The organism is Mycobacterium sp. PTI7 (genome assembly GCF_056679845.1).
In genome coordinates, this window is sequence record NZ_CM155252.1 from 1,098,996 (window position 1) to 1,122,820 (window position 23,825).

Annotated in this window: 22 protein-coding genes; 14 read left to right on the forward strand and 8 right to left on the reverse strand. The window is 71.2% G+C overall.

Annotation, left to right across the window (positions count from 1 at the left end; all coding sequences use genetic code 11):
* Positions 1 to 18: 18 nt before the first annotated feature.
* From mutT1 to cofC, 3 genes are read right to left on the reverse strand one after another with little or no spacing between them, the layout of a single operon-like run.
* A complete protein-coding gene (mutT1, locus tag AC1MEY_RS05335) occupies positions 19 to 942 on the reverse strand; it encodes an 8-oxo-(d)GTP phosphatase MutT1 (RefSeq protein WP_480229671.1) in 924 nt (307 codons plus the stop codon).
* Between the two features lie 56 nt (positions 943 to 998).
* A complete protein-coding gene (locus AC1MEY_RS05340; protein WP_480229672.1) occupies positions 999 to 3,185 on the reverse strand; it encodes an RNA degradosome polyphosphate kinase in 2,187 nt (728 codons plus the stop codon).
* A 29-nt stretch (positions 3,186 to 3,214) separates the two neighbouring features.
* Positions 3,215 to 3,886 (reverse strand): 2-phospho-L-lactate guanylyltransferase, encoded by a 672-nt coding sequence (gene cofC, locus AC1MEY_RS05345; RefSeq protein ID WP_480229673.1) that lies wholly within the window; start codon positions 3,884 to 3,886, stop codon positions 3,215 to 3,217.
* Between the two features lie 93 nt (positions 3,887 to 3,979).
* On the opposite strand from cofC, the gene AC1MEY_RS05350 reads away from it, so the two are divergent.
* From AC1MEY_RS05350 to AC1MEY_RS05360, 3 genes are read left to right on the forward strand one after another with little or no spacing between them, the layout of a single operon-like run.
* A complete protein-coding gene (locus tag AC1MEY_RS05350; protein WP_480231312.1) occupies positions 3,980 to 4,960 on the forward strand; it encodes an NAD(P)H-dependent glycerol-3-phosphate dehydrogenase in 981 nt (326 codons plus the stop codon).
* A 7-nt stretch (positions 4,961 to 4,967) separates the two neighbouring features.
* Positions 4,968 to 6,074, forward strand: coding sequence for a cystathionine gamma-lyase (locus AC1MEY_RS05355; protein ID WP_480229674.1), 1,107 nt, complete (start codon positions 4,968 to 4,970; stop codon positions 6,072 to 6,074).
* Positions 6,075 to 6,111: 37 nt separating this feature from the next.
* A complete protein-coding gene (locus tag AC1MEY_RS05360) occupies positions 6,112 to 7,215 on the forward strand; it encodes a D-alanine--D-alanine ligase family protein (RefSeq protein ID WP_480229675.1) in 1,104 nt (367 codons plus the stop codon).
* On the opposite strand, the gene AC1MEY_RS05365 is transcribed toward AC1MEY_RS05360, so the two are convergent.
* Positions 7,212 to 7,751 (reverse strand): DUF3515 domain-containing protein, encoded by a 540-nt coding sequence (locus tag AC1MEY_RS05365; RefSeq protein WP_480229676.1) that lies wholly within the window; start codon positions 7,749 to 7,751, stop codon positions 7,212 to 7,214. The genes AC1MEY_RS05360 and AC1MEY_RS05365 overlap by 4 nt on opposite strands.
* A 10-nt stretch (positions 7,752 to 7,761) precedes the next feature.
* Entirely contained in the window at positions 7,762 to 8,004 is a 243-nt protein-coding gene (locus AC1MEY_RS05370; protein WP_480229677.1) for an Lrp/AsnC ligand binding domain-containing protein, read from the reverse strand.
* Positions 8,005 to 8,150: 146 nt separating this feature from the next.
* Here AC1MEY_RS05370 and AC1MEY_RS05375 point away from each other — a divergent pair, with 146 nt between their 5' ends.
* Entirely contained in the window at positions 8,151 to 9,104 is a 954-nt protein-coding gene (locus tag AC1MEY_RS05375; RefSeq protein WP_480229678.1) for a thiamine-phosphate kinase, read from the forward strand.
* 46 nt (positions 9,105 to 9,150) lie between these two features.
* The gene (locus AC1MEY_RS05380; RefSeq protein ID WP_480229679.1) at positions 9,151 to 9,834 is read left to right on the forward strand and encodes a uracil-DNA glycosylase; all 684 of its coding nucleotides are present in this window, start codon (positions 9,151 to 9,153) and stop codon (positions 9,832 to 9,834) included.
* A 106-nt stretch (positions 9,835 to 9,940) separates the two neighbouring features.
* Here AC1MEY_RS05380 and rpmB read toward each other — a convergent pair whose 3' ends face one another.
* The gene (gene rpmB / locus AC1MEY_RS05385) at positions 9,941 to 10,135 is read right to left on the reverse strand and encodes a 50S ribosomal protein L28 (RefSeq protein WP_480229680.1); all 195 of its coding nucleotides are present in this window, start codon (positions 10,133 to 10,135) and stop codon (positions 9,941 to 9,943) included.
* A 180-nt stretch (positions 10,136 to 10,315) separates the two neighbouring features.
* On the opposite strand from rpmB, the gene AC1MEY_RS05390 reads away from it, so the two are divergent.
* From AC1MEY_RS05390 to AC1MEY_RS05405, 4 genes are read left to right on the forward strand one after another with little or no spacing between them, the layout of a single operon-like run.
* Positions 10,316 to 11,929 carry a DAK2 domain-containing protein gene (locus AC1MEY_RS05390; RefSeq protein ID WP_480229681.1) on the forward strand — a complete coding sequence of 538 codons (1,614 nt, stop codon included), beginning with the start codon at positions 10,316 to 10,318 and terminating at the stop codon, positions 11,927 to 11,929.
* A 2-nt stretch (positions 11,930 to 11,931) separates the two neighbouring features.
* Positions 11,932 to 14,139, forward strand: coding sequence for an ATP-dependent DNA helicase RecG (gene recG / locus AC1MEY_RS05395; RefSeq protein ID WP_480229682.1), 2,208 nt, complete (start codon positions 11,932 to 11,934; stop codon positions 14,137 to 14,139).
* On the forward strand, positions 14,136 to 14,837 hold the full coding sequence (locus tag AC1MEY_RS05400; protein WP_480229683.1) for an HNH endonuclease family protein: 702 nt from the start codon (positions 14,136 to 14,138) through the stop codon (positions 14,835 to 14,837). The genes recG and AC1MEY_RS05400 overlap by 4 nt, the downstream gene beginning before the upstream one ends.
* Positions 14,838 to 14,884: 47 nt before the next feature.
* On the forward strand, positions 14,885 to 15,469 hold the full coding sequence (locus AC1MEY_RS05405; protein WP_480229684.1) for a copper resistance CopC family protein: 585 nt from the start codon (positions 14,885 to 14,887) through the stop codon (positions 15,467 to 15,469).
* Between the two features lie 4 nt (positions 15,470 to 15,473).
* Here AC1MEY_RS05405 and AC1MEY_RS05410 read toward each other — a convergent pair whose 3' ends face one another.
* Both AC1MEY_RS05410 and AC1MEY_RS05415 read right to left on the reverse strand, forming a co-directional pair.
* On the reverse strand, positions 15,474 to 16,313 hold the full coding sequence (locus tag AC1MEY_RS05410; RefSeq protein ID WP_480229685.1) for an aldo/keto reductase: 840 nt from the start codon (positions 16,311 to 16,313) through the stop codon (positions 15,474 to 15,476).
* 5 nt (positions 16,314 to 16,318) lie between these two features.
* The gene (locus AC1MEY_RS05415) at positions 16,319 to 17,167 is read right to left on the reverse strand and encodes an aldo/keto reductase (protein WP_480229686.1); all 849 of its coding nucleotides are present in this window, start codon (positions 17,165 to 17,167) and stop codon (positions 16,319 to 16,321) included.
* Between AC1MEY_RS05415 and AC1MEY_RS05420 the strand changes: the two genes are divergently transcribed.
* From AC1MEY_RS05420 to rsmD, 5 genes are read left to right on the forward strand one after another with little or no spacing between them, the layout of a single operon-like run.
* Positions 17,166 to 18,308 carry an alpha/beta hydrolase gene (locus AC1MEY_RS05420; protein ID WP_480229687.1) on the forward strand — a complete coding sequence of 381 codons (1,143 nt, stop codon included), beginning with the start codon at positions 17,166 to 17,168 and terminating at the stop codon, positions 18,306 to 18,308. The two genes, AC1MEY_RS05415 and AC1MEY_RS05420, sit on opposite strands and share 2 nt — an antisense overlap.
* 53 nt (positions 18,309 to 18,361) lie before the next feature.
* Positions 18,362 to 19,150: a DsbA family protein gene (locus AC1MEY_RS05425; protein WP_480229688.1), complete on the forward strand. Its 789-nt coding sequence runs from the start codon at positions 18,362 to 18,364 to the stop codon at positions 19,148 to 19,150.
* Entirely contained in the window at positions 19,147 to 19,776 is a 630-nt protein-coding gene (locus tag AC1MEY_RS05430) for a vitamin K epoxide reductase family protein (protein ID WP_480229689.1), read from the forward strand. Before AC1MEY_RS05425 ends, AC1MEY_RS05430 begins: the two co-directional genes overlap by 4 nt.
* A 35-nt stretch (positions 19,777 to 19,811) precedes the next feature.
* A complete protein-coding gene (locus tag AC1MEY_RS05435; RefSeq protein ID WP_480229690.1) occupies positions 19,812 to 23,249 on the forward strand; it encodes a pyruvate carboxylase in 3,438 nt (1,145 codons plus the stop codon).
* Positions 23,246 to 23,818 (forward strand): 16S rRNA (guanine(966)-N(2))-methyltransferase RsmD, encoded by a 573-nt coding sequence (rsmD, locus tag AC1MEY_RS05440; RefSeq protein WP_480231313.1) that lies wholly within the window; start codon positions 23,246 to 23,248, stop codon positions 23,816 to 23,818. The genes AC1MEY_RS05435 and rsmD overlap by 4 nt, the downstream gene beginning before the upstream one ends.
* The last annotated feature ends 7 nt before the right edge of the window (positions 23,819 to 23,825 follow it).

Here is a 23,825-nt window from a genome sequence, read left to right on the forward strand (position 1 = left end):
TGTGAGGGGTCCGGCCCGTCAGTCGAGGGCGAGCGGGCTGCCGATGTGATCGGCGGACACCAGGACTCCGTCGACCACGGACAGCACCCAGGTGCTGCCCTTGCGGTTCCTCGACTTGTCCGGCTTCACCCCGTCACGGTCGCACCACCAGGCGATGAGGTCGGGAATCACCTTGCCCTGCGTACAGATCACGGGCGTACCGTCCGACCGGGTGATGTCGTCGAAGCGCTCGCGACCCGCGGCGCGATCGTCGGCGTAGGCCTCCTCGGTGAGCGTGGGCTCGTCGCCGATCGCCACGCCCAGTTCCTCGGCCAACGGTTCGAGGGTCTGATGGCAGCGGGCGCGCGGCGCCGCGTAGAGATCGGTGGCGCCGAACGCGAGCAGCAGCCCCACCAGTGACTCGGCCTGCGCACGGCCCTTCTTGTCCAGCGGCCGGGCCCGGTCGTCGCCCTTGTAGCGCGACTTGCTGCCGGCGACGGCGTGGCGCACCACCAGCACCGTCGTGGTGTCGACCGCGTTCTTGGCCTCGTACTTGGCGAAGCGGCGCAGCACCTTCCGGTCTGCCGCGTACTGCAGCCGCTTCATCGCCACCGGAATCGGCAGCCACTGCAGTTCGTCGACCTCCGAGTTCGGCGCGAACTCCCCGCCGATCGCCCGGGCGGCCCAGTACGTCACCTTCTTGGTGCCGTGCTCGATCGGGTAGCTCACCGCCGTCAGCCGCCTGCCGAGTTCGGCGGCGAAGCCGGTCTCCTCCTGGACCTCCCGCACCGCGGCAACGGGTTCGGTCTCACCGGGATCGAGCTTGCCCTTGGGCAGTGACCAATCGTCGTACCGCGGTCGATGGACGAGCGCGACCTCCACCGCCCCGCCGTCACCGGCACGCCACAGCACCGCTCCCGCGGCGAGCACCGTCTTGGGCGCACCCGGACCCTTCTTCGACACCTCTACTCCTGCACGTCATTGTCGGGCCCGCGAGGGCGCGGCGGAAGGACGGTGTCCTAGGGGTGTCGGTGCTTCTCCATCAGGGACACCTGGTGGTCGCGAACCGTCTCACCCGCGTGTGGCAGCGCCGTCCAGTGACCGTCGGCGCTCAACTCCCAACACCTCGTGGACGGGTCCAGGGCCGAGTCGAACACGTCGTTGAGCTGACCGGCCAGCCGTCGATCCTTGACCTGTGCCATCACCTCGACACGGCGGTCGAGATTACGATGCATCATGTCGGCACTGCCGATCCAGAACTCGTCGATGGCGCGGAAGTGAATGATTCGCGAGTGCTCAAGGAATCGGCCGAGAATCGAACGCACCACGATGTTCTCGCTGAACCCCGGGGCACCCGGGCGCAGCGCGCAGATCCCGCGGACCACGACCTCGACCCGCACGCCCGCCTGCGACGCCCGGTACAGCGCGTCGATGACCTGCTCGTCGACCAGCGCGTTGGCCTTCACGCGGATGCCGGACTCCGCGCCCTCGCGGTGGGCGGCGATCTCCCGGTCGATCCGCTCGACGATGCCGCGGCGCACGCCGTGCGGCGCCACCAGCAGGTTGCGGTAGGACACCTTGCGGGAGTAACCCGTCAGCGAGTTGAACAGGTCGGTGAGGTCGGCACCGATGTCGGGGGAGGCGGTGAGCAGGCCCACGTCCTCGTAGAGACGCGCGGTCTTGGGGTTGTAGTTGCCCGTGCCGATGTGGCAGTAGCGGCGGATCGCCGAACCCTCGCGGCGCACCACCAGACACGTCTTGCAGTGCGTCTTGAGCCCGATGAGGCCGTACACCACGTGCACGCCCGCCTGCTCGAGTGCACGCGCCCACTTGATGTTGGCCTGCTCGTCGAAGCGGGCCTTGATCTCGACGAGGGCCACGACCTGCTTGCCCGCCTCGGCGGCGTCGATGAGCGCGTTGACGATCGGCGAGTCACCCGACGTGCGGTACAGCGTCTGCTTGATGGCCAGCACGTTCGGGTCGGCGGCCGCCTGTTCGATGAAGCGCTGCACCGTCGTCGAGAACGAGTCGTAGGGGTGGTGCACCAGGACGTCGCCGTCGCGCAGGGTGGAGAAGATGCTCTTGGGCGTCTCGCGCTCGCCGAAAGCCGGTGGCGTGGCGGGCACGAACGGCGGGTCCTTGAGTTCCGGGCGGTCGACGCCGTAGATCTGCCACAGCGACGAGAGGTCGAGCAGGCCCGGCACGTCGATGACGTCGCCGGGATGCACGTCGAGTTCGCGCAGCAGCAGCTCGAGCATGTTCTCGGTCATGTCGCCGGCGATCTCGAGGCGCACCGGTGATCCGAAGCGTCGGCGGGCCAACTCCCGCTCGAGCGCCTGCAGCAGATCCTCGTCGCGGTCTTCCTCGACCTCGAAGTCGGCGTTGCGGGTGATCCGGAAGGCGTGGTGCTCCACGATCTCGAGGCCGGGGAAGAGCACGGTGAGGAAGGCGGAGATCAACTCCTCCATGGGGAGGAAGCGGGTCGAGCCGTCGCCGTCGCGGGGCGGCAGTTCGACGAACCGTCCGACGTTGTCGGGCACCTTGATTCGGGCGAAGTGCTGCGTGCCGTCGTCGGGCAGCCGGATGGTGATCGCGAGGTTGAGGCTCAACCCGCTCACGAACGGGAACGGGTGCGCCGGATCCACGGCCAGCGGAGTGAGGACCGGGAAGACCTGCTCGTGGAAGTAGGTGGAGAGTCGGTCGCGCTCCTGCTCCTCGAGTTCGCTCCACGTGACGATGACGACGCCCTGCTCGGCGAGCGCCGGGCGGATCAGTTCGCCGAACACGGTGGCGTGCCGGGTCGCGATCTGCTGGGTGCGCTCGCCGATGCGGCGCAGCTGCTCGCGGGGAGACAGTCCGTCGGCGGAGCGCACCGACAGGCCCATCTCGTCGCGGCGCTTCAGACCGGCGACGCGGACCATGTAGAACTCGTCGAGGTTCGACGCGAAGATCGCGAGGAACTTGGCCCGCTCGAGCAGCGGGAGCGACGGGTCGGCGGCCAGTGCCAGCACGCGGGCGTTGAAGTCCAGCCAGCTCAGTTCGCGGTTGAGGTACCGGTCGTCGGGCAGCGGTTCGGGCTTGTCCGCGCCCTCGTCTGCGGTGTCGCTGGTGGTGGCCGGTGGCGCCTCGGGCGCCGCGTTCGACGTCGTCCACTCGGCATCGGTCGTTCGAGTCTCGGCTTCGGTCACCCGACGATCATCCCTCATCGCCGGACCCGGGGGCTAGGTGGTGGACGTCATCGATCGACGCCGGGTACCTCCAGATCGGCCACCGTCCGCTTGGTCGTGGTGCCGACGCCGAGCTGCAGGGCGGCCGACAGGTCGTCGGGGGTGTCGATGTCGCACCGCAGCCCCGGCCACTCGCGCGTGAGCGCTACCGCACCCGAATCCTTGTGTCGGCGTGCGGAATTCGGGCCGAATCGGGGTTCGAGCGGCACTCCGAAGGCGAACAGCGCGACGGTGCCGCTGCCGTGCCGGTCGCCGACGAAGCTGCGCGGGTGCGCCCGTGCCGCGGAGACCGCCTGTGCCAGCTCACGGGACTGCAGGGCGGGCAGATCCCCCTGGAGCACCGCGACGTTCAGCGAATGTTCACCTACCGCAGCCTCGGCGGCCGTCAGCGCCGCGTTGAGGGGGTCGAGGTGCCCGGCGGGCGTCGGATCGACGAGCACGCGTGCACCGAAGCGGCGCGCGGCCTCGGCAGCCACCTCGTCCGGGGTCACCACCGTGATCGTCGAGATCGCGGGCACCGCCGATGCGGCGATGATGGTGTCGGTCAGCATGGCCAGGACCAGTGCCGCCCGGCCCCGAACCGTGAACGCGGGCGCGAGCCGCGTCTTGGCCGCGGACAGCCGCTTCACGGCAATGATCAGCCCGACGTCGGTCGACGTGCGGGCCGAGGAGCCGCTCATGCCTGCCATCCTGCCAGTACGGCGGCGATCGGTGTCACCCGTAGAGCAATGCCCCGACAGGCTAGATTCATTCCCGTGGTGGATGCGGCCGTGATGGGTGCCGGTGCCTGGGGCACGGCGTTGGCGAAGGTGCTCGCCGACGCGGGCAACGACGTGACGCTGTGGACCCGTCGACCGGACCTGGCAGACGAGATCAACGAGACGCACCGCAACGTGGGCTACGTGGGTGACGCCGCGCTGCCGTCGTCGATCCGCGCCACCAGCGATCCGGCCGAGGCGTTGTCCGGCGCGTGCACCGTGCTGATGGCGGTGCCGTCGCAGACATTGCGCACCAACCTCGAGACGTGGGTACCGCACCTCGGCGGCGACGCGACCCTGGTCAACGTCGCCAAGGGCATCGAGCTGAACACGCTGCTGCGGATGACCCAGGTCGTCGAACAGGTCACCGGCGTCAACCCGTCGCGCATCGCCGTGCTGACCGGACCCAACCTGGCGAGCGAGATCGTCGACGAGCAGCCCGCGGCCACCGTCGTGGCGTGTTCGGACTCCGGCCGCGCCGTCGCACTGCAGCGCGCGTTCTCCACCGGATACTTCCGGCCGTACACCAACTCCGACGTCGTCGGCGCCGAGATCGGTGGCGCGTGCAAGAACGTCATCGCGCTGGCCTGCGGGATGGCCGCGGGTGTGGGGCTCGGCGAGAACACCGCCGCGGCGATCATCACGCGTGGGCTCGCCGAGATCATGCGGCTGGGGATCGCGTTGGGCGCCAAGGGCGCGACGCTCGCCGGGCTGGCCGGAGTGGGGGACCTGGTGGCGACCTGCACCTCGCCGCACTCGCGCAACCGGGCCTTCGGTGAGCGACTCGGCAAGGGCAGCAACATGGCCACCGCGCTCGCCGCGACGGGCGGCCACGTCGCCGAGGGCGTCACGTCGTCGCAGTCGGTGCTCGCGCTCGCATCGAGTTACGACGTCGAGATGCCGCTGACCGACGCCGTGAACCGGGTCTGCCACCGGGGACTGTCGGTCGAATCCGCCGTGGCCCTGCTGCTCGGGCGCAGCACCAAGTCGGAGTAGAGGAATCGTGGACGGTCAGTACGGTGACTCGACCCGCAGCGTGACCGCCGCCGGCGCCGCCGCAGAACCGGGTGCACCGGTCACCCCGCCGCCGGTGCCCGCCGCGGCCTACCACCTGTCGAGCGACGAGGACGCCGGTCTCGACACCTACGGTCGCGCCTCGAATCCGACGTGGCGTCACCTGGAGTCGGCGCTGGCCGACCTCGAGGGCGCCACCGCGGCGCTCGCCTTCGGCTCCGGCATGGCCGCCATCACGTCGACGCTGCGGGTGCTGGTCGGCCCCGGCACGACGCTGCTGGTGCCCGCCGACGGCTACTACCAGGTGCGCCGGTACGCCGCCGAAAGACTTGCCCCACTGGGCATCACGGTCATCGAGGCCGACGCGCGCGACATGTGCGCGGCAGCCGAGACCGCCGACGTCGTAATGGCCGAATCGCCGGTCAACCCCACGCTCGACGTCGTGGACCTGCACCGGCTGGGGACGGTGTGCCGCCGTCGTGGCGCCGTGCTGGTGGTCGACAACACGACCCCGACGCCGTTCGGGCAGCGGCCGCTGTCCCTCGGGGCCGACCTCGTGGTCGCGAGTGCGACCAAGGCGCTGTCCGGTCACAGCGACCTGCTCGCCGGATACGTCGCGGGCAGCCGCGGTGACCTGATGGCCGCGGTCGAGCGCGAGCGCCTGCTGTCCGGTGCCGTCCTCGGCCCCCTCGAGGCGTGGCTGGCGCTGCGCAGCATCGGCAGTGCCGGACTGCGCTTCGAACGGCAGTGCCAGAACGCGATGGCGGCGGCACTGATGCTGCGCGCCCATCCCGCCGTTCTCTCCGTGCGCTATCCCGGCCTGCCCGACGATCCCGCCCACGACCTCGCCGCCGCGCAGATGCGCCGGTTCGGCGGACTGCTCAGCATCGAACTGGCCGACGCCGCCGCCGTGCACGCCCTCGTGGAGCGCAGCGCGCTGCTGGTCGCGGCCACCAGCTTCGGTGGCATCCACACCTCGGTGGACCGCCGCGCCCGCTGGGGCGACCCCGTCTCGCCGGGCTTCGCGCGCCTGTCGATGGGCATCGAGGACACCGACGACGTGCTGACCGACATCGAGCGCGCACTCGCCGGGTGACGCCCGGGCGGACCGGGGACGGTAGCCTCTGCAGGTTGTGACTGCCCGCATCCGCGTCGCCGTCGTCTACGGCGGACGCAGCTCAGAGCACGCGATCTCCTGCGTGTCCGCAGGCAGCATCCTGCGCAACCTCGACCCCGAACGCTTCGACGTGGTGGCCGTCGGCATCACGCCCGAGGGCTCCTGGGTGCTCACCGACGGACGGCCCGAGACCCTCGCCATCACCGACGGGCGGCTGCCTACCGTGAGCGCCGACTCCGGCACCGCGCTGGCGCTCGCCGCCGATCCCGCGCGGCGCGGCCAGCTGCTCTCCCTGGGCCGCGGCGCGGGGGAGACGTTGGCCTCGGTGGACGTCGTGTTCCCGGTGCTGCACGGCCCGTACGGCGAGGACGGCACCATCCAGGGCCTGCTCGAACTGGCCGGCGTGCCCTACGTCGGGGCCGGCGTGCTCGCGAGCGCGGCGGGCATGGACAAGGAGTACACCAAGAAACTGCTTGCGGCCGAGGGGTTGCCGATCGGCGACCAGGTGGTGCTGCGTCCCGGCGAGCCCACCCTGACGCTCGACGATCGCGAGCGGCTCGGGCTGCCGGTGTTCGTGAAGCCCGCCCGCGGCGGATCGTCGATCGGCGTCAGCCGCGTCACGGCCTGGGACCAGCTGCCGCAGGCGATCGACAACGCCCGCAGGCACGATCCCAAGGTGATCGTCGAGGCCGCCGTCCCCGGACGCGAGGTCGAATGCGGCGTCCTGGAGTTCCCGGACGGGTCCATCGAGGCCAGCACGCTCGGCGAGATCCGCGTGGCCGGGGTCCGGGGCCGCGAGGACGGCTTCTACGACTTCGAGACCAAGTACCTCGACGACGCCGCGGAACTCGACGTCCCCGCCAAGGTGGACGACGAGATCGCCGACGAGATCCGCCGACTCGCGATCCGCGCGTTCCGGGCGATCGACGGTCAGGGCCTCGCCCGCGTCGACTTCTTCCTCACCGACGACGGCCCGGTGATCAACGAGATCAACACGATGCCGGGCTTCACCACCATCTCGATGTATCCCCGGATGTGGGCCGCGAGCGGCGTCGAGTACCCGGCACTGCTGGCCACCATGGTCGAGACGGCGGTCGCCCGCGGTACCGGCCTGCGCTAGCGCGGCGGACCGGGGCTCGGCGGCACCGCTGGCATCGCCTGCGCGACGGCCGTCGAGATCGATTGAATGGGGGTGGGCCCCGTCCCGTCGGGCAGCGTCAGCGCGACGTAGCTCGGCCGGTCCACGGTGATCCACGTGCTGCGGCCCACGTCGGCGATCCGGAACCAGCTGACCTGATCGACCACCTGGACGGGTGCGCCGGCCACGAAGTCCACCGGCCGCTCGAGACCGCAGCGCAGGATCACGGCGTCGGGCTGGCCCTCGGCCTGCCACGCCGCCGCCCCCGCGGGCGCGGGATCGGCGAGTTCGGCGCGGCGGAAGTCACCCAGCTCGGCGGGCAGGACGTCGGCCAGCGCCCGGCACCCGTCGCCCTCGGCCTGCGGCGCCGGTATCGAGGCGACGGCGACGGGACGTGGTTGCTCGGGGGTGTGGCGTACGGCCGCGACGGCGAGGAGCCCCACGACGGCGAGGGCCGCCACCGCGAGCGCGGCGATCAGGAGACTGCGGGGTGGCCCGTCGGGTTCGGCATCGGTCACGGGAGTGACTTTAGGGCCGGCCCGCCTCGGCGACGGGACAGGTCAGCGTGCGGGTGATCCCGCTCGCTTGCTGCACGCTGGGGACCACGCCGGACGTCAGGTCCTCGAGGCTGGTGGCCCCGACGCGGACGACGACGTCGTACGGGCCCGTGACGTATTCCGCGGACAGCACTCCGGGCAGCGTCGCGAGGTGCTCGGCGACGACCTCGGCGCGGCCCACCTCGGTCTGAATCAGCATGAACGCCTCGACCACCCGGTGTGTCCTCCCTCTCGCTGCGCGGACTGAGCGCTGCATAGACTCTGCGCTGCACAGACCCTGCGCCGCAGGGGACAAAGGTACCGCAGGTCGCGCCGGTGTTCAGGGGACGAGCAGGCGCCCGGACGAGGAGCACGGTGGCGATGGCGGACCGCGAGCAACCGACGCTGGCCGGGCTCGGCGAGTTCGCCGTCATCGACGAACTCGTCGCCGGCCGGACGCAACCCGGGATCGTGGAGGTGGGCCCGGGCGACGACGCCGCCGTGGTGATCGCCCCCGATGGCCGGACGGTCGTGTCCACGGACATGCTCGTCGAGGGCAGGCACTTCCGGCTGGACTGGTCGACCCCGCACGACGTGGGCCGCAAGGCGATCGCCCAGAACGCCGCCGACGTCGAGGCCATGGGTGCGACGCCCACCGCCTACGTGGTCGGCTTCGGCGCACCCGGCGACACCGCTGCCGACGCGGCGACGGCGCTGTCGGACGGCATGTGGTCCGAGGCCGCGCGGACCGGCGCGGGCATCGTCGGCGGCGACCTGGTGGCCGCGCCGCAGTGGGTGGTGTCGGTGACCGTGCTCGGCGATCTCGGCGGCCGCGCGCCGGTGCTGCTGTCGGGTGCCCGGCCCGGTGACGTCGTCGCCGTGATCGGCGACCTCGGCACCTCGGCCGCCGGATACGCGTTGTGGCTCAACGACGTTCGGCGGTTCGGCGACCTGCGCCGCAGACACCTGGTGCCCGAGGTGCCCTACGGCTCCGGGCGCCGCGCCGCCGATGCGGGAGCCACCGCGATGACCGACGTCTCCGACGGTCTGGTCGCCGACCTGGGGCACGTGGCCGCCGCATCCGGGGTGACCGTCGAACTGTCGACGTCGGCACTCCTGGCCGATCGCGACGTCGTCGCCGCGGCCGCCGAGGCCACCGGAGGCAACCCGTGGGACTGGGTGCTGGGCGGCGGCGAGGACCACGCGCTGGTGGCCACGTTCCCCGGACCGCCACCGCCGGGATGGCGCCGCATCGGGTCGGTCGTCGACGGGCCCGCAGGGGTGCTCGTCGACGGTGAACCCTGGCGCGGCAGTGCGGGCTGGCAGTCGTACTGACCCCTCCGGGGCCGGGCGTGGGCGTCCGCCGATAGGTTGACCCACCATGACCGCGCGCCCACTGACCGAGATCGTCGAGGCGGGCTGGGCCCGCGCACTGGAACCCGTCACCGAGCAGGTCGGCGCGATGGGGGAGTTCCTGCGCGCCGAGATCGCGGGCGGTGAGCGGTACCTGCCCGCCGGGGAGAACGTGTTGCGGGCGTTCACGTTTCCGTTCGACGAGGTGCGCGTCCTCATCGTCGGGCAGGATCCGTACCCGACGCCGGGGCACGCCGTCGGCCTCAGCTTCTCGGTGGCGCCCGACGTGCGGCCGGTACCCCGCAGCCTGGACAACATCTTCAAGGAGTACGCCACCGACCTGGGTCACCCGCAGCCCAGCAGCGGTGACCTGACGCCGTGGTCGCAACGCGGCGTCATGCTGCTCAACAGGGTGCTGACGGTGCGGCCCGGCACCCCGGCGTCACACCGCGGCAAGGGCTGGGAGGCGGTGACCGAACGCGCCATCCGCGCGCTGGTGGAGCGACCCCAGCCGCTGGTGGCGGTGCTGTGGGGCCGCGACGCGGCGACGCTCAAGCCGATGCTCACCGGCGACCACTGCCGGACCATTGAGTCGGTGCACCCGTCGCCACTGTCGGCGTCGCGGGGATTCTTCGGCTCGCGGCCGTTCAGCCGGGCCAACGAGCTGCTCGCCGAGTTGGGCGCCGAGCCCGTCGACTGGCGGCTGCCCTAGCGGGCCCTAGATACGCCTGGCCCCAGAGACGCCGAAACTGCGGGGAGATCGCGGATCGGCGAACCGACGCGATCCCACCGCAGTCTCGGTGAGAGGTGTGTGGGGCTTAGCCCCGGACGACCTTGCCGGCCTTGATGCAGGACGTGCAGGCGTTGACGCGCTTCTTGTTGCCACCCGGGCGGTCGGCAGAGCGCACCATCTGGATGTTCGGATTCCAGCGGCGGCTGGTCCGGCGATGGGAGTGCGACACCGACTTGCCGAAGCCGGGGCCCTTTCCGCAGACGTCGCAGACGGCAGCCATGTGTGAAACTCCTCAATCAGTACTGGGGGCCAGCGACCGCGGCGCGGGTGACCCGACAACCCGACCAGAATACCGACATCCACGGTTATCGCCAAAATGGCGTCCCCAGGTGTGATCGACGCAGCTCGCTGTCACCGCGGATGGCTAGGCTAGCGGCCACCGCGAACGGTTGGAGGTGGGATGGCTGCTGTGCTCGACGCGACCACCCTTCGGACCTGGGCGCACGCGGCCGTCGACGGCTTGGCCGCCCACGCCGACGAGATCAACCGTCTCAACGTCTTTCCCGTCGCCGACGCCGATACCGGCACGAACATGCTGTTCACGATGCGTTCCGCGGTGGCGGGCGCCGACGCCGCGGACGTCGGCGATGTCGCAGCGGTGTCGGCGGCCCTGTTCGAGGGTGCGCTGAACGGCGCCCGCGGCAACTCGGGCGTCATCCTCTCCCAGATCCTGCGCGCGCTCGCCGAGGTCACCGCCCGGGCGTCCGAGGAGCGGGCGGGTGTCATCGACGCCGCGTCGTTCGGCGCCGCCCTCCGGCACGCGGTGGGCCTGATCGCCGCGTCGGTCGGCGACGTCGTGCCCGGCACCATCGTGTCGGTGCTCGAGGCCGCGGCGAGCGCCGCCGAGGCCGCCGACGCCGACCTGGTCGCCACCGTGGCGGCCGCGTCGGACGCGGCGGAGACCGCGCTGGACCACACCCGCGAGCAGCTCGACGTGCTGACCCGGGCCGGCGTCGTCGACGCGGGCGGCCGCGGGCTGCTCGTGCTGCTCGACGCGCTGACCCTCGTCTTGACCGGTGCCGCGCCGCAGCGCCGCCGCCACGACCCCGCGACGCTGGACCGTCCGGTGCACACCGCGACCCCGCCGCAGTTCGAGGTGATGTACCTGCTCGAGGGCTGCGACCCCGCCGAGGTCGACACCCTGCGGGCCCGGCTCGAACGGCTCGGCGACTCGGTGGTGATCGCCGCGGGTGGCGTCGGCGCGCCCGACGGCTCGGCCGACTACTCGGTGCACGTGCACGCCGACGACGCGGGTGCGGCCGTCGAGGCGGCCCTCGAACTCGGGACGCTGCGCCGCATCCAGATCACGGCCCTGACCGTCGGACGGGTGGGCGGTACCGACGACGCCGGCCGGGACCGCGCGGTGGTGGCCATCGTCGACGGCGACGGCGCCCGCGATCTCTTCGCCGGCGAGGGCGCCGCGGTGGTGTGTCTCGACGGCGACCAACCGGTGCGGGCCCAGCACCTCCTCGGCGCCGTCGTCGCGACCGGCGCGGGCCACGTCATGGTGCTGCCCAACGGCTACGTGGCGGCCGAGGAACTGGTGGCGGGGTGCACCGCGGCCATGGCCCGCGGCATCGACGTCGTGCCCGTGCCCGCCGCGTCGATGGTGCAGGGGCTGGCGGCGCTCGCCGTGCACGACCCCGCCCGGCCCGCCGTCGACGACGGCTACACGATGGCGCGCGCGGCCGGTGGGGCGCGGCACGGCTCGGTACGGGTGGCCACCGATCAGGCGCTGACGTGGGCCGGCCCGTGCCGGCCGGGCAACGGTCTGGGCATCGCCGGAGACGAGGTGCTGATCGTCGGCGCCGACGTGACGGCCGCGGGCGCCGGACTGATCGACCTGCTGCTGCTGTCGGGCGGCGAACTCGTGACCGTGCTGACCGGCGAAGGGGTGGAACCCGCTGTGGGAGAAGCGCTTCGCGAACACGTGCGCCGCGAGCACCTCGGCGCCGAACTCGTCACCTATCACACGGGGCACCGGGGTGACGTGCTGCTGATAGGGGTGGAGTAGAGGTGGTCGCGCTCACGGATTCGCTGATCCACGTGATCGGTGCGAAGTCGGCCACGCCGCTCGAGGAGCACCTCGGCATCGTCACGGTCGACGACCTCCTGCGGCACTACCCACGGACCTACAACCGGGCCGCCACCGCGCTCGAGGACCGCGACGTCGATCCACCCAAGCTGGGCGAGCACGTCACGTTCATCGACGTGATCAAGAAGTCGGACCTGCGGCGCACCAAGCAGGGCAAGCAGTTCCTCGTCATCACGCTCCGCAACCGGCCGGTCACCGCGACGTTCTTCAACGTCAACTACCTCAAGCGCACGCTGATCGAGGGCACGGAGCTGATGGTGTCCGGCGAGGTGGGCTATTTCCGGGACAAGATGCAGCTGACGCATCCGGCGTTCCTCATCCTCGACGGCAACCGGCCGGTCGGCGGGACGGCGTCGCTGTCGTCGATGGTCGCCGCCACCAGTGCCGACGGCGGCATCGATCTCGGCGTGTTCAACCGCGACTTCTTCCCCATCTACCCGGCGACCAGCAAGGTGCAGAGCTGGGACGTCTACGCCTGCATCCGCCAGGTGCTCGCCGTCCTCGACCCAGTGGCCGAGACGCTGCCGGAGGAGATCATTCGACGGCACCACCTGATGTCGGAGGACGAGGCACTGCGGGCGATCCACATGGCGGAGAACGCCGACGAGCGCGACCGGGCCCGCGAGCGGCTGCGGTTCGACGAGGCGATGGGCCTGCAGTGGGCGTTGGTGGCGCGCCGCAACAGTGAGCTCAGCGTCGCCGCGCCGCCGGCACCGCCGATCGCGGGCGGCATCGCCGACGCACTGCGCGAACAACTTCCGTTCGACCTCACCGAGGGGCAGCGCACCCTGCTCGACGTGCTGCGGACCGAGGTCGCCGCGACCACTCCGATGCACCGCATGCTGCAGGGCGAGGTCGGCTCGGGCAAGACCATCGTGTCGCTGCTCGCGATGGCGCAGATGGTCGACGCCGGCTACCAGTGCGCACTGCTCGCCCCGACGGAAGTGCTTGCCGCACAGCATGCCCGGTCGATCCGTGACGTGCTCGGTCCGCTGGCCCGCGCGGGCGAGTTCGACGGCGTCGAGCACGCCACGCGGGTGGCGCTGCTCACCGGGTCCATGACTGCGAGCGAGAAGCGGCTGGTGCGCGACGAGATCGCCAACGGCGCAGCGGGCATCGTCGTCGGCACGCACGCGCTGATCCAGAAGACCGTCGAGTTCCGCAACCTGGGCCTCGTCGTCGTCGACGAGCAGCACCGGTTCGGCGTCGACCAGCGGGACAAGTTGCGCGCCAAGGCAACCGGTTACGTGCCACACCTGCTGGTGATGACGGCCACGCCCATCCCGCGGACCGTGGCACTCACCGTGTACGGCGACCTCGCGACCTCCGAGTTGCGTGAACTGCCCCGCGGCAGGCAGCCCATCGCGACCAGCGCCATCTTCATCCAGGAGCAGAAGTCGTGGTTGCCGCGGGCGTGGCAGCGCATCCGCGAGGAGGTGGCCGCGGGTCGACAGGCCTACGTCGTCGCCTCGCGGATCGACGAGTCCGACAAGGACGCCAAGGGCGACGACGCGGGACCGCCGCCGGTGACGGTCATCGAGATGTACGAGGGGCTGCGCACCGGAGAACTGAGCGGGCTGCGCATGGGTCTGATGCACGGCCGGTTGTCCGGCGACGAGAAGGACGCCATCATGACGGCGTTCCGCGCCGGCGAGATCGACGTCCTGGTGTGCACCACCGTGATCGAGGTCGGCGTCGACGTGCCCAACGCGACGGTAATGCTGGTGATGGACGCCGACCGGTTCGGCATCAGCCAGCTGCACCAGTTGCGCGGGCGGATCGGGCGCGGTGAGCACCCCAGCCTGTGCCTGCTGGCCACCAACCTCCCGGAGGGATCCAAGGCGGGGGTGCGGCTCAAGGCCGTGGCCGCCACGCTCGACGGCTTCCGGCTCGCCGACCTCGACCTCGAGGAGCGGCGCGAGGGCGACGTGCTCGGCCTGTCCCAGAGCGGTCGGCCCATCACGCTGAAGTTGCTGTCGCTCAAGGACCATCGCGACGTGATCGAGACGGCCCGCGACTACGCCCAGGCCATCTTCGAGGCCGGCGACCGCTCCGATCGGGCCGGCATGGAGATCCTCGCGGCGCCGTTCGTCGTGGGGGAGCGCGTGACGTACCTGGACAAGGCGTGACGCGCACCTGGGGGCTCGCCGCCGCGGTGCTGGTGGCCGTGCTGGTGGCGTTGCAGGTCACGTCGTCGGGCCGCGACGATGCACCGTTCACCGCCAGCGCGGACGTGCCGACCGTGGCCCCCGGCGTCGACGTCCTCGCCGGTGTCGCCGAGATCCCGTTCCGGGTGCGCGCGCACGACTACCGCCGCGCCGCGTTCGGCGAGTCGTGGACCGACGACACCACCGCGCCCGGCGGCCACAACGGCTGCGACACCCGCAACGACATCCTCGAGCGCGACCTCGTCGACAAGACCTACGTGTCGATCACGAGATGTCCGACGGCCGTCGCGACGGGCATCCTGCACGACCCGTACACCTCCGCGATCGTCGACTTCACCCGCGGCAACCAGGTCGGCGCGTCGGTGCAGATCGACCACCTGGTGCCCCTGGCGCTCGCCTGGGACCTCGGCGCCCGGGACTGGCCCGACGACCTGCGCGTCCGGTTCGCCAATGACCCGGCGAACCTGATCGCGGTGCAGGGCAGGGCGAACCAGGACAAGGGCGACTCCGAGCCCGCCGACTGGATGCCGCCGAACCGGGTGTTCTGGTGCCAGTACTCGGTGCAGTTCGCCGACGTGCTGCGTGGCTACGGGCTGCCGATCGACCAGCGGTCGGCGACGGTGCTGCGCGAGGGCGCCGCGACCTGCCCGGTGGGGTAGGCGTTCGCCACCACCTAGCGTGGGAACCGAGAACACACCTTCGACCGATGGGAAACGACCACGTGAACGTCATCGCGCGCACGATCGCGGCCACGATGCTGGCGCTCGCGCTGGGAGTCGGTGGAGCCGCCGGCGCCGCGGCGCACACCGCGCTGACCGGTTCCGACCCCTCCGACGGCGCAGCCCTGGCGACCGCGCCGACCACGGTGACCCTGACGTTCAGCGAGGCCATCAACCCCGCGTTCGCGAACATCGCAGTCAGCGCCGCCGACGGCCGCAATCGCGTGTCCGGGCCCGCCAAGGTCGACGGCCCCCGACTCAGCGCTCCGGTGGACTCCGACCTACCGGGCGGCGACTACACCGTCGGCTACCGGGTGGTGTCCGCCGACGGCCACCCCGTGACGGGAGAGGTCCGGTTCACGGTCGCCGCCGCGCCGGGCGCGACCACGACCGCCGCAGCCGCGCCACCGGCGTCCGAGCCGGAGGACTCGAGCGGACCGCTCGGCGCGGACTCGCGGACGTCGATCCTCACCGCGGGCGCGGCGGGCCTGCTGCTCGCGGGCGGCATCGTGTTCTGGCAGTCGCGGAAGCGCCGCGGCGAGAACCTCGACGACGAGTCGCCCACGCCCTAGGCGGCTACGTCCCGGTGTAGGTCTCCGGGTCGGGACGGAACCGGGTGCCGTCGTCGAGTGCGTCGAGCGCGGCCACGTGCTCGTCGGTCAGCTCGAAGTCGAAGACGTCGAAGTTCTCGGCGATCCGCTCGGCCTTCGACGACCGGGAGATCACGACGTTGCCCTGCTGCACGCTCCAGCGGATCAGCACCTGGGCGGGCGTCTTGCCGTACGCCTGCGCGACCGACACCACCGTCGGGTTCTCGACGAGCCTGCCGACGCCGAGCGGCCCGTAGGCCTCGGTGACGATGCCGTGCTCGGCGTGCACCGCGCGCAGCGCCGACTGGTTGAGCAGCGGGTGCAGCTCGACCTGGTTGACCGCGGGCACGAAGTAGGACAGGTCGATGACGTTGGACAGGTCCTCGGCCGTGAAGTTCGCGACGCCGATCGACTTGGTGCTGCCGACGTCGCGCTGCTTCATCAACCCGCCCCAGCTGTCCACGTACTTGTCCGGGTTACCGGCGGGCCAGTGGATGAGGTACAGGTCGACGTACTCGGTGCCGATCCGCTCCAGGCTGGCCTGGATGGCGTCCTGCGAGGCCCGGAAGCCCTGGTCCTCGGTCGCCAGCTTGGTGGTCAGGAAGATCTCGGCGCGGGGGATGCCGGACGCGTTGATCGCGCGTCCGACGGCCGCGTCGTTGCCGTACGCGGTCGCCGTGTCGATGAGACGGATGCCGATCTCGAGCGCGGTGGACACCGCGTGCTCGGCCTCCTTCTCGGATAGTTCGCCGACACCGATGCCCAGTACCGGCATCGTGTTGTCGTCGTTGAGGCTCGCGTTGGGGATCGCCGCCGCCGAGGTCATGTCACCTACCCTGTGAAGTTGAACGTACGTGGATCGGGACCCAGTCGTGTGCCGTCTTCCAACGACGCGATGGACTCGAGGTCCTGCTGGCTCAACTCGAAGTCGAACACGTCGAAGTTACTCACGATCCGTTCGGGGTTCACCGATTTCGGAATGACGATGTTACCGATCTGGATGTGCCACCTGATCAGCACCTGCGCGGGAGTCTTGCCGTGCGCCTCGCCCAAGCCCACCAGGGTCGGGTGTTCCAGCAGCGATCCCTGCCCCAGCGGGCTCCACGCCTCGGTGGCCACGCCGAGCGTCGCGTGCACGTCCCGCAACTCTCGCTGCGGCAGCAGCGGGTGCAGCTCGATCTGGTTGACCGCGGGCACGATCCCGGTGGCGTCCACCAGGATTCGCAGGTGCTCGGGCTCGAAGTTGCTGACCCCGATCGATGTGATGCGACCTTGGGCCCGCAACTCGGCGAACGCCGAGAACGTGTCGACGAACGTGTTCAGCTCGGGCAGCGGCCAGTGGATCAGGTACAGGTCGAGGCGGTCGATGCCCAGCTTGGCCATGCTCGCGTCGAAGGCCTTCAGCGTCTTGTCGTAGCCCTGGTCGGCGTTCCACAGCTTGGTCACCACGTAGACGTCGTCGCGGGGGAGGTCCGAGGCGGCCAGCGCCCGGCCCACCCCCTCCTCGTTGCCGTATGCCGCCGCAGTGTCGACGTGGCGGTACCCTGCGGCGAGTGCGGCGCCCACGGCGCGCTCGGTCTCGTCGGGCGGCGTCTGCCACACCCCCAGCCCCACCGCGGGGATGGAATTACCGTCGTTGAGTCGTACCGAGTGACTCGTAGGAGTGGAGGGATCAGCCATGACCAAGAGTCTGCCAGCCGACGGCCCGATCGCCGTCGAGGCCGGGCTGATCGCCGATCCCGGCGCCGGCCGACCCAGTCGGCGCAAACTGGCCGCCGTCATCCGGGCCAGCGCGGTCACGATGCCGCTCGTCGCCCGCCTGCCCGACCGGGTCAAGCGCGCGCTGCTGCGCGGGCGCCGCGTGACGCTGGACGGCAACACCCTCGACACCACGCTGCAGTTCGTGTTGGCCGTGCAGAAGGCGTCCGGCACCGGCGGGCTGGTCGCCAGCGACGACGTCGGCGTCGCCCGCGAGCACCTCAGCAGGCTGTCGGCCACGATCGACGCGCACGTCGCCGTCGACTCGCGCGACCTCTCGATCCCCGGCCCGACGGGCCCGCTCCGGGCACGGCACTACGCGCCGGCCGACACCTCCGCACCGAAGCCGCTGCTGGTGTTCTTCCACGGCGGCGGCTTCGTGGTCGGCGACCTCGAGACCCACGACGGCCTGTGCCGGCTGATCTGCCGCGACGCGGACACCCACGTGCTGGCGATCGACTACCGGCTGGCCCCGGAGCACAAGGCGCCCGCGGCGGGGGAGGACTGCTACGCCTCCTACCGGTGGGCCGTCGAGCACGCCGCCGAGTTGGGCGTCGACCCCGCACGCATCGCCGTCGGCGGTGACAGCGCCGGTGGCAACCTCGCGGCGGTCGTGTCGCTGATGGCGCGCGCCGACGCCGACGTCCCGCTGCCGGCCCTGCAGTTCCTCATCTACCCCGCCACGAACTTCGCCGGCGAGACCCGGTCCAAGACGCTGTTCTCGGAGGGGTTCTTCCTCACCAAGCCGCACATGGACTGGTTCCGCGACAACTACGTGGTGGGCGCGACCATCGACCGCGACGACTGGCGCGTCTCGCCGCTGCTGGCCGACGACCTCTCCGGCCTGCCCCCCGCGCTGGTCCTGACCGCCGGGTTCGACCCGCTGCGCGACGAGGGCAAGCAGTTCGTGGACGCACTCGCGGCGGCGGGCGTGCCCGTCGACCACCGGGTGTACGGCTCCGTGGTGCACGCCTTCGCGAACTTCTTCCCGCTCGGCGGCGCGAGTGCCACCGCGACCGCGGACATGGTGTCCGCGCTGAGGGCGCACCTGAGCCGCGGCTGAGAACCCGTACCAGGCGTGCCGACCGGCGGGAAGCCGCCGGTACCCTGTCAGGCGTGGCCAAGAAATCCAAGAAGACACCCAGCTACGACCTGAAGGCAGCGGACCGGAAGCGCAACCTGCTGATTCAGGTCGGGCTGACCGCGATCGTGGTGATCTTCGCGGTTGCCCTGGTCCTGGTGATCGTCACCAACGCCAAGGACAAGCCCGATGCCGGCCAGGCGAAGGCGATCCGCGTCGCGACGAGCGAGGTCGTCACCAAAGAGGGCAGCACCGACCCCAAGGTGGTGCTGGGCGTCTACGAGGACTTCCTCTGCCCCGTCTGCGGACGGTTCGAGCAACAGTTCGGCCCCACGATCGCGGCACTCGTGCAGAGCGGTGCCATCGCGGTCGACTACAACATGGTGGCCATCCTCGACCGGGCCGCCAACGACAACTACTCGTCGCGCGCCGGTGCCGCCGCGTACTGCGTCGCCGACGAGGACAAGACTCCCAACAAGGAGATCTTCTCGCGCTTCCACGCCGCCCTGTACGCCCAGCAGCCCAGCGAGGTCGGGACCAGCTTCCCCACCAACAAGCAGTTGATCGAGACGGCCCGTCAGGCCGGGGCGGCCGGTTCGGTGCCGGACTGCATCACCAACGGCACGTACACCAGCATGGTCGAGGGTCTGGCCGCCGCCACCAGCGTCAACGCCACCCCGACGGTCCGGATCAACGGCGAGGACTTCCAGTACTCGACGCCCGACGCCCTGGTGGCGAAGGTCAAGGAGATCGTCGGCGACATCCCGGGTGCCACCACGGCCCCCGCCGCCCCCCTGCCCGGCCAGGCACCGGCCGCACCGTGACCGTCACCGCGCCCGACGCCACCCCGGTAGCCGACGACTCGGCGACCGGTGGCCCGGTGCGCGTGTCCCGCGCCAGCGCGATCTGGATCCTCATCGCCGGCGCGATCGGCTTCACCGCGGCGTTCACGCTGACGGTCGAGAAGATCGAACTGCTGATCAACCCGGCCTACGTCCCGTCGTGCAGCATCAACCCGGTGCTGTCCTGCGGGTCGGTGATGGTGACCCCGCAAGCCGCCCTGTTCGGATTCCCCAACCCGCTGATCGGCATCGCGTCGTTCGCCGTCGTCGTGGTGACCGGCATCCTCGCCGTCACCAACGTGCGGCTGCCGCAGTGGTATTGGAGCGGGCTCGCCGTCGGGACGCTGTTGGGCACCGTGTTCGTGCACTGGCTGATCTGGCAGAGCCTCTACGACATCGGGGCTCTGTGCCCCTACTGCATGGTGGTGTGGGCGGTGACCATCCCGCTGCTGGTGGTGGTGTCGTCGATCGCCCTGCGACCGCTGTCGGGCAACCCGGTGGCGCGCATCGTCCACCAGTGGCGATGGTCGCTGGTCGCGCTGTGGTTCACCGCGCTGCTCCTGATGATCTTCGTGCGGTTCTGGAACTACTGGTCCACGCTGATCTAGTTCCGGGCCCGAGCGGCGGCGGGTTAGGGTAGCCCGTGATTTCCAAGCTGCTCGTCGCCAACCGCGGAGAGATCGCCATCCGTGCGTTCCGGGCGGCCTACGAGATGGACATCGCGACGGTCGCGGTCTACGCCCACGAGGACCGCAACTCGCCGCACCGGCTGAAGGCCGACGAGTCCTACCAGATCGGCGAACTCGGCCACCCCGTGCGGGCCTACCTCTCCGTCGACGAGATCATCCGCGTCGCACGCCATTCCGGTGCGGACGCCGTGTACCCGGGATACGGGTTCCTCTCCGAGAACCCGGAACTCGCCTCGGCGTGCGAGCAGGCGGGCATCAAGTTCGTCGGCCCGGGCGCGCACGTCCTGGAACTGACCGGCAACAAGTCCCGCGCGATCGCCGCGGCGCGGGACGCCGGTCTGCCCGTGCTGGCATCGTCGGCACCGTCGTCGTCGGTCGACGAGCTGGTGGCCGCGGCGGAGTCGATGGAGTTCCCGCTGTTCGTCAAGGCGGTGTCCGGCGGTGGCGGTCGCGGCATGCGGCGCGTCGCCGAGCGCGACGGGCTGGCCGAGGCGATCGAGGCCGCGTCGCGGGAGGCCGAGTCGGCATTCGGCGACGGCAACGTCTACCTCGAGCAGGCGGTGATCAACCCGCGGCACATCGAGGTGCAGATCCTCGCCGACGGCCGCGGCGAGGTGATCCACCTCTACGAGCGGGATTGCAGCGTGCAGCGCCGCCACCAGAAGGTGATCGAACTGGCGCCGGCCCCCAATCTCGATGCGGCGCTGCGGGATCGGATCTGCGCCGACGCCGTCGCGTTCGCCCGCGAGATCGACTACTTCTGTGCGGGCACCGTCGAGTTCCTGCTCGACGAGCGCGGGCACCACGTCTTCATCGAGTGCAACCCGCGAATCCAGGTGGAGCACACGGTGACCGAGGAGATCACCGACGTCGACCTGGTCGGCTCACAGCTGCGGATCGCCGCCGGTGAGTCGCTGGCCGATCTGGGCCTCAGTCAGGACGCCATCCGGATCCGCGGTGCGGCCCTGCAGTGCCGGATCACCACCGAGGACCCCGCCAACGGCTTCCGGCCCGACACCGGCCGCATCACCGGCTACCGCTCGCCGGGCGGTGCGGGCATCCGCCTCGACGGCGGCACCACCCTCGGCGCCGAGATCGGCGCCCACTTCGACTCGATGATGGTGAAGCTGACGTGCCGCGGCCGCGACTTCTCGATCGCCGCCGCGCGTGCCAAGCGCGCACTGGCGGAGTTCCGCATCCGCGGGGTGTCGACCAACATCCCGTTCCTGCAGGCCGTGATCGACGATCCGGACTTCCGCGCCGGCCGGGTCACCACGTCGTTCATCGACGACCGGCCCCAGCTGCTCACCGCACACGCCTCGGCCGACCGCGGCACGAAGATCATCAACTACCTGGCCGACGTCACCGTCAACAAGCCGCACGGGGAGCGGCCGTCGACGGTGTACCCCTTCGACAAGCTCCCGGCCTGCGACCTGACGGCCACCCCGCCGCCGGGCAGCAAGCAGCGTCTGACGACGCTGGGTCCCGAGGGTTTCGCCGAATGGCTGCGCGACTCGCCCGCGGTGGGCGTGACGGACACGACCTTCCGCGACGCACACCAGTCGCTGCTCGCCACCCGGGTGCGGTCCAACGGGCTACTGATGGTGGCGCCGTACGTCGCGAGGCTCACCCCCGAACTGCTGTCGATCGAATGCTGGGGCGGGGCCACCTACGACGTGGCGCTGCGGTTCCTCAAGGAGGACCCGTGGGAGCGGCTGGCGGCGCTGCGGGAGGCGATCCCCAACATCTGTCTGCAGATGCTGCTGCGCGGCCGCAACACCGTCGGCTACACCCCGTACCCGGAGTCGGTGACGAGTGCCTTCGTCGAGGAGGCGGCACGCACCGGGGTGGACGTCTTCCGCATCTTCGACGCGCTGAACAACGTGGACTCGATGCGACCGGCGATCGACGCCGTCCGCGAAACCGGTTCTGCCGTGGCCGAAGTCGCGATGTCCTACACCGGCGACCTGTCGAACCCGGCCGAGACGCTCTACACGCTCGACTACTGGCTACGGCTGGCCGATCAGATCGTCGCCGCGGGTGCGCACGTGCTCGCCATCAAGGACATGGCCGGGCTGCTGCGGCCGCCGGCGGCGGCGACGCTGGTGTCGGCCCTGCGCAGCAGGTTCGACCTGCCCGTGCGCGTACACACCCACGACACCCCCGGCGGACAGCTGGCCACCTACCTCGCGGCCTGGCAGGCCGGCGCCAGCGCGGTCGACGGCGCGGCGGCACCGCTGGCGGGCACCACCAGCCAGCCCGCGCTGTCGTCGATCGTCGCGGCCGCCGCGCACACCGAGTACGACACCGGCCTCGACCTCGCGGCGGTGTGCGACCTCGAGCCCTACTGGGAGGCGCTGCGGCGGGTGTACGCGCCGTTCGAGTCGGGACTGCCCGCGCCCACCGGCCGGGTGTACACCCACGAGATCCCCGGCGGGCAGCTCAGCAACCTGCGCACCCAGGCCGTCGCGCTCGGCCTCGGCGACCGGTTCGAGGACGTCGAGAACGCCTATGCGGGCGCCGATCGCATCCTGGGCCGGCTGGTGAAGGTGACCCCGTCCTCCAAGGTCGTCGGCGACCTCGCGCTGGCGCTGGTGGGTGCGAGTGCCACCGCCGACGAGTTCGCGGCCGATCCCGCGCGGTTCGACATCCCGGACTCCGTGATCGGCTTCCTGCGCGGCGAGCTGGGCGACCCGCCCGGCGGCTGGCCGGAACCGTTGCGCACCAAGGCACTCCGGGGCCGGGCCGAGGCCAAGCCCGTCGTGGAGTTCTCCGTCGAGGACGACGCACTGCTGCGCGAGCCGGGCGTCACCCGCCGGGCGACGCTCAACCGCCTGCTGTTTCCGGGTCCGACCAAGGAGTTCGAGGCGCACCGCGAGCAGTACGGCGACACGTCGACGCTGAGCGCCAACCAGTTCTTCTACGGCCTGCGCCACGGCGACGAGCACCGCGTGCACCTCGAGCGCGGCGTCGAGCTGCTGATCGGTCTCGAGGCGATCTCCGACCCCGACGAGCGGGGCATGCGCACTGTGCTGTGCATCCTCAACGGACAGCTCCGGCCCGTCGTCGTGCGTGACCGCAGCGTCGCCGACACCGTCCCCACCGCCGAGAAGGCCGACCGGACCAACCCCGACCACGTCGCCGCCCCGTTCGCCGGCGTCGTCAGCGTCGGTGTGGCCGAGGGGGATCGGATCGAGGCGGGGCAGACCATCGCCACCATCGAGGCGATGAAGATGGAGGCCGCGATCACCGCGCCCAGGGCGGGCACGGTCGATCGGGTGGCCGTCTCGGCGACCGAACAGGTCGAGGGCGGTGACCTGCTGGTGGTCGTCCGTTCGGCGGAATCCCCGCGTGAGCGCGGCGCCGGCGACGCGAGCGGGGGATCGGACTGACCCGCATCATCGGCGGCCGGTTCGGTGGCAGGCGAATCACCGTGCCGCAGAGCCGATCCGGGACCGGGACGCGGCCGACCACCGACCGCGTCCGGGAAGCGCTGTTCAACGTCCTGGCCGCACGGATCGACTTCGACGGCGTCCACGCACTCGACCTGTACGCGGGGTCGGGCGCACTGGGCCTCGAGGCACTGTCGCGGGGCGCCGCGACCGTGACGTTCGTGGAGTCCGACCGCCGCGCCGCCGACGCGATCTCGGCCAACGTCGCGGAGTTGGGCGTCCGCGACGCAGCGGTGCGCCGCATGGCCGTCACCGCCGCCCTCGCCGGCACCGCCACGCGCCCGTTCGGGCTGGTGTTCGCCGATCCGCCGTACGCCGTCACCACGGGCGAGGTGGAGACCGTCCTGGCCACGCTGGCGACCGGGGGATGGGTGGACGCGGGCGCCGTCGCGGTCGTCGAGCGGCCGACGTCGGCGACGCCGCTGGCCTGGCCCAGCGGCTGGGCGGCGTGGCCGGAGAGGCGCTACGGCGACACCCGGTTGGAGTTCGGCGAATACGGCGTCCCGTAGCCTCTTC

Bases quoted from the DNA above. Each gene is read 5' to 3' on its own strand.
- AC1MEY_RS05420 (WP_480229687.1), top strand. From the start codon at position 17,166: ATGACCAAGAGTCTGCCAGCCGACGGCCCGATCGCCGTCGAGGCCGGG.
- AC1MEY_RS05340 (WP_480229672.1), bottom strand. From the start codon at position 3,185: ATGAGGGATGATCGTCGGGTGACCGAAGCCGAGACTCGAACGACCGAT.
- AC1MEY_RS05375 (WP_480229678.1), top strand. From the start codon at position 8,151: ATGGCGGACCGCGAGCAACCGACGCTGGCCGGGCTCGGCGAGTTCGCC.
- AC1MEY_RS05390 (WP_480229681.1), top strand. From the start codon at position 10,316: ATGGCTGCTGTGCTCGACGCGACCACCCTTCGGACCTGGGCGCACGCG.
- cofC (WP_480229673.1), bottom strand. From the start codon at position 3,886: ATGAGCGGCTCCTCGGCCCGCACGTCGACCGACGTCGGGCTGATCATT.
- AC1MEY_RS05410 (WP_480229685.1), bottom strand. From the start codon at position 16,313: ATGACCTCGGCGGCGGCGATCCCCAACGCGAGCCTCAACGACGACAAC.
- rpmB (WP_480229680.1), bottom strand. From the start codon at position 10,135: ATGGCTGCCGTCTGCGACGTCTGCGGAAAGGGCCCCGGCTTCGGCAAG.
- AC1MEY_RS05380 (WP_480229679.1), top strand. From the start codon at position 9,151: ATGACCGCGCGCCCACTGACCGAGATCGTCGAGGCGGGCTGGGCCCGC.
- AC1MEY_RS05350 (WP_480231312.1), top strand. From the start codon at position 3,980: ATGGGTGCCGGTGCCTGGGGCACGGCGTTGGCGAAGGTGCTCGCCGAC.
- AC1MEY_RS05415 (WP_480229686.1), bottom strand. From the start codon at position 17,167: ATGGCTGATCCCTCCACTCCTACGAGTCACTCGGTACGACTCAACGAC.
- AC1MEY_RS05405 (WP_480229684.1), top strand. From the start codon at position 14,885: ATGGGAAACGACCACGTGAACGTCATCGCGCGCACGATCGCGGCCACG.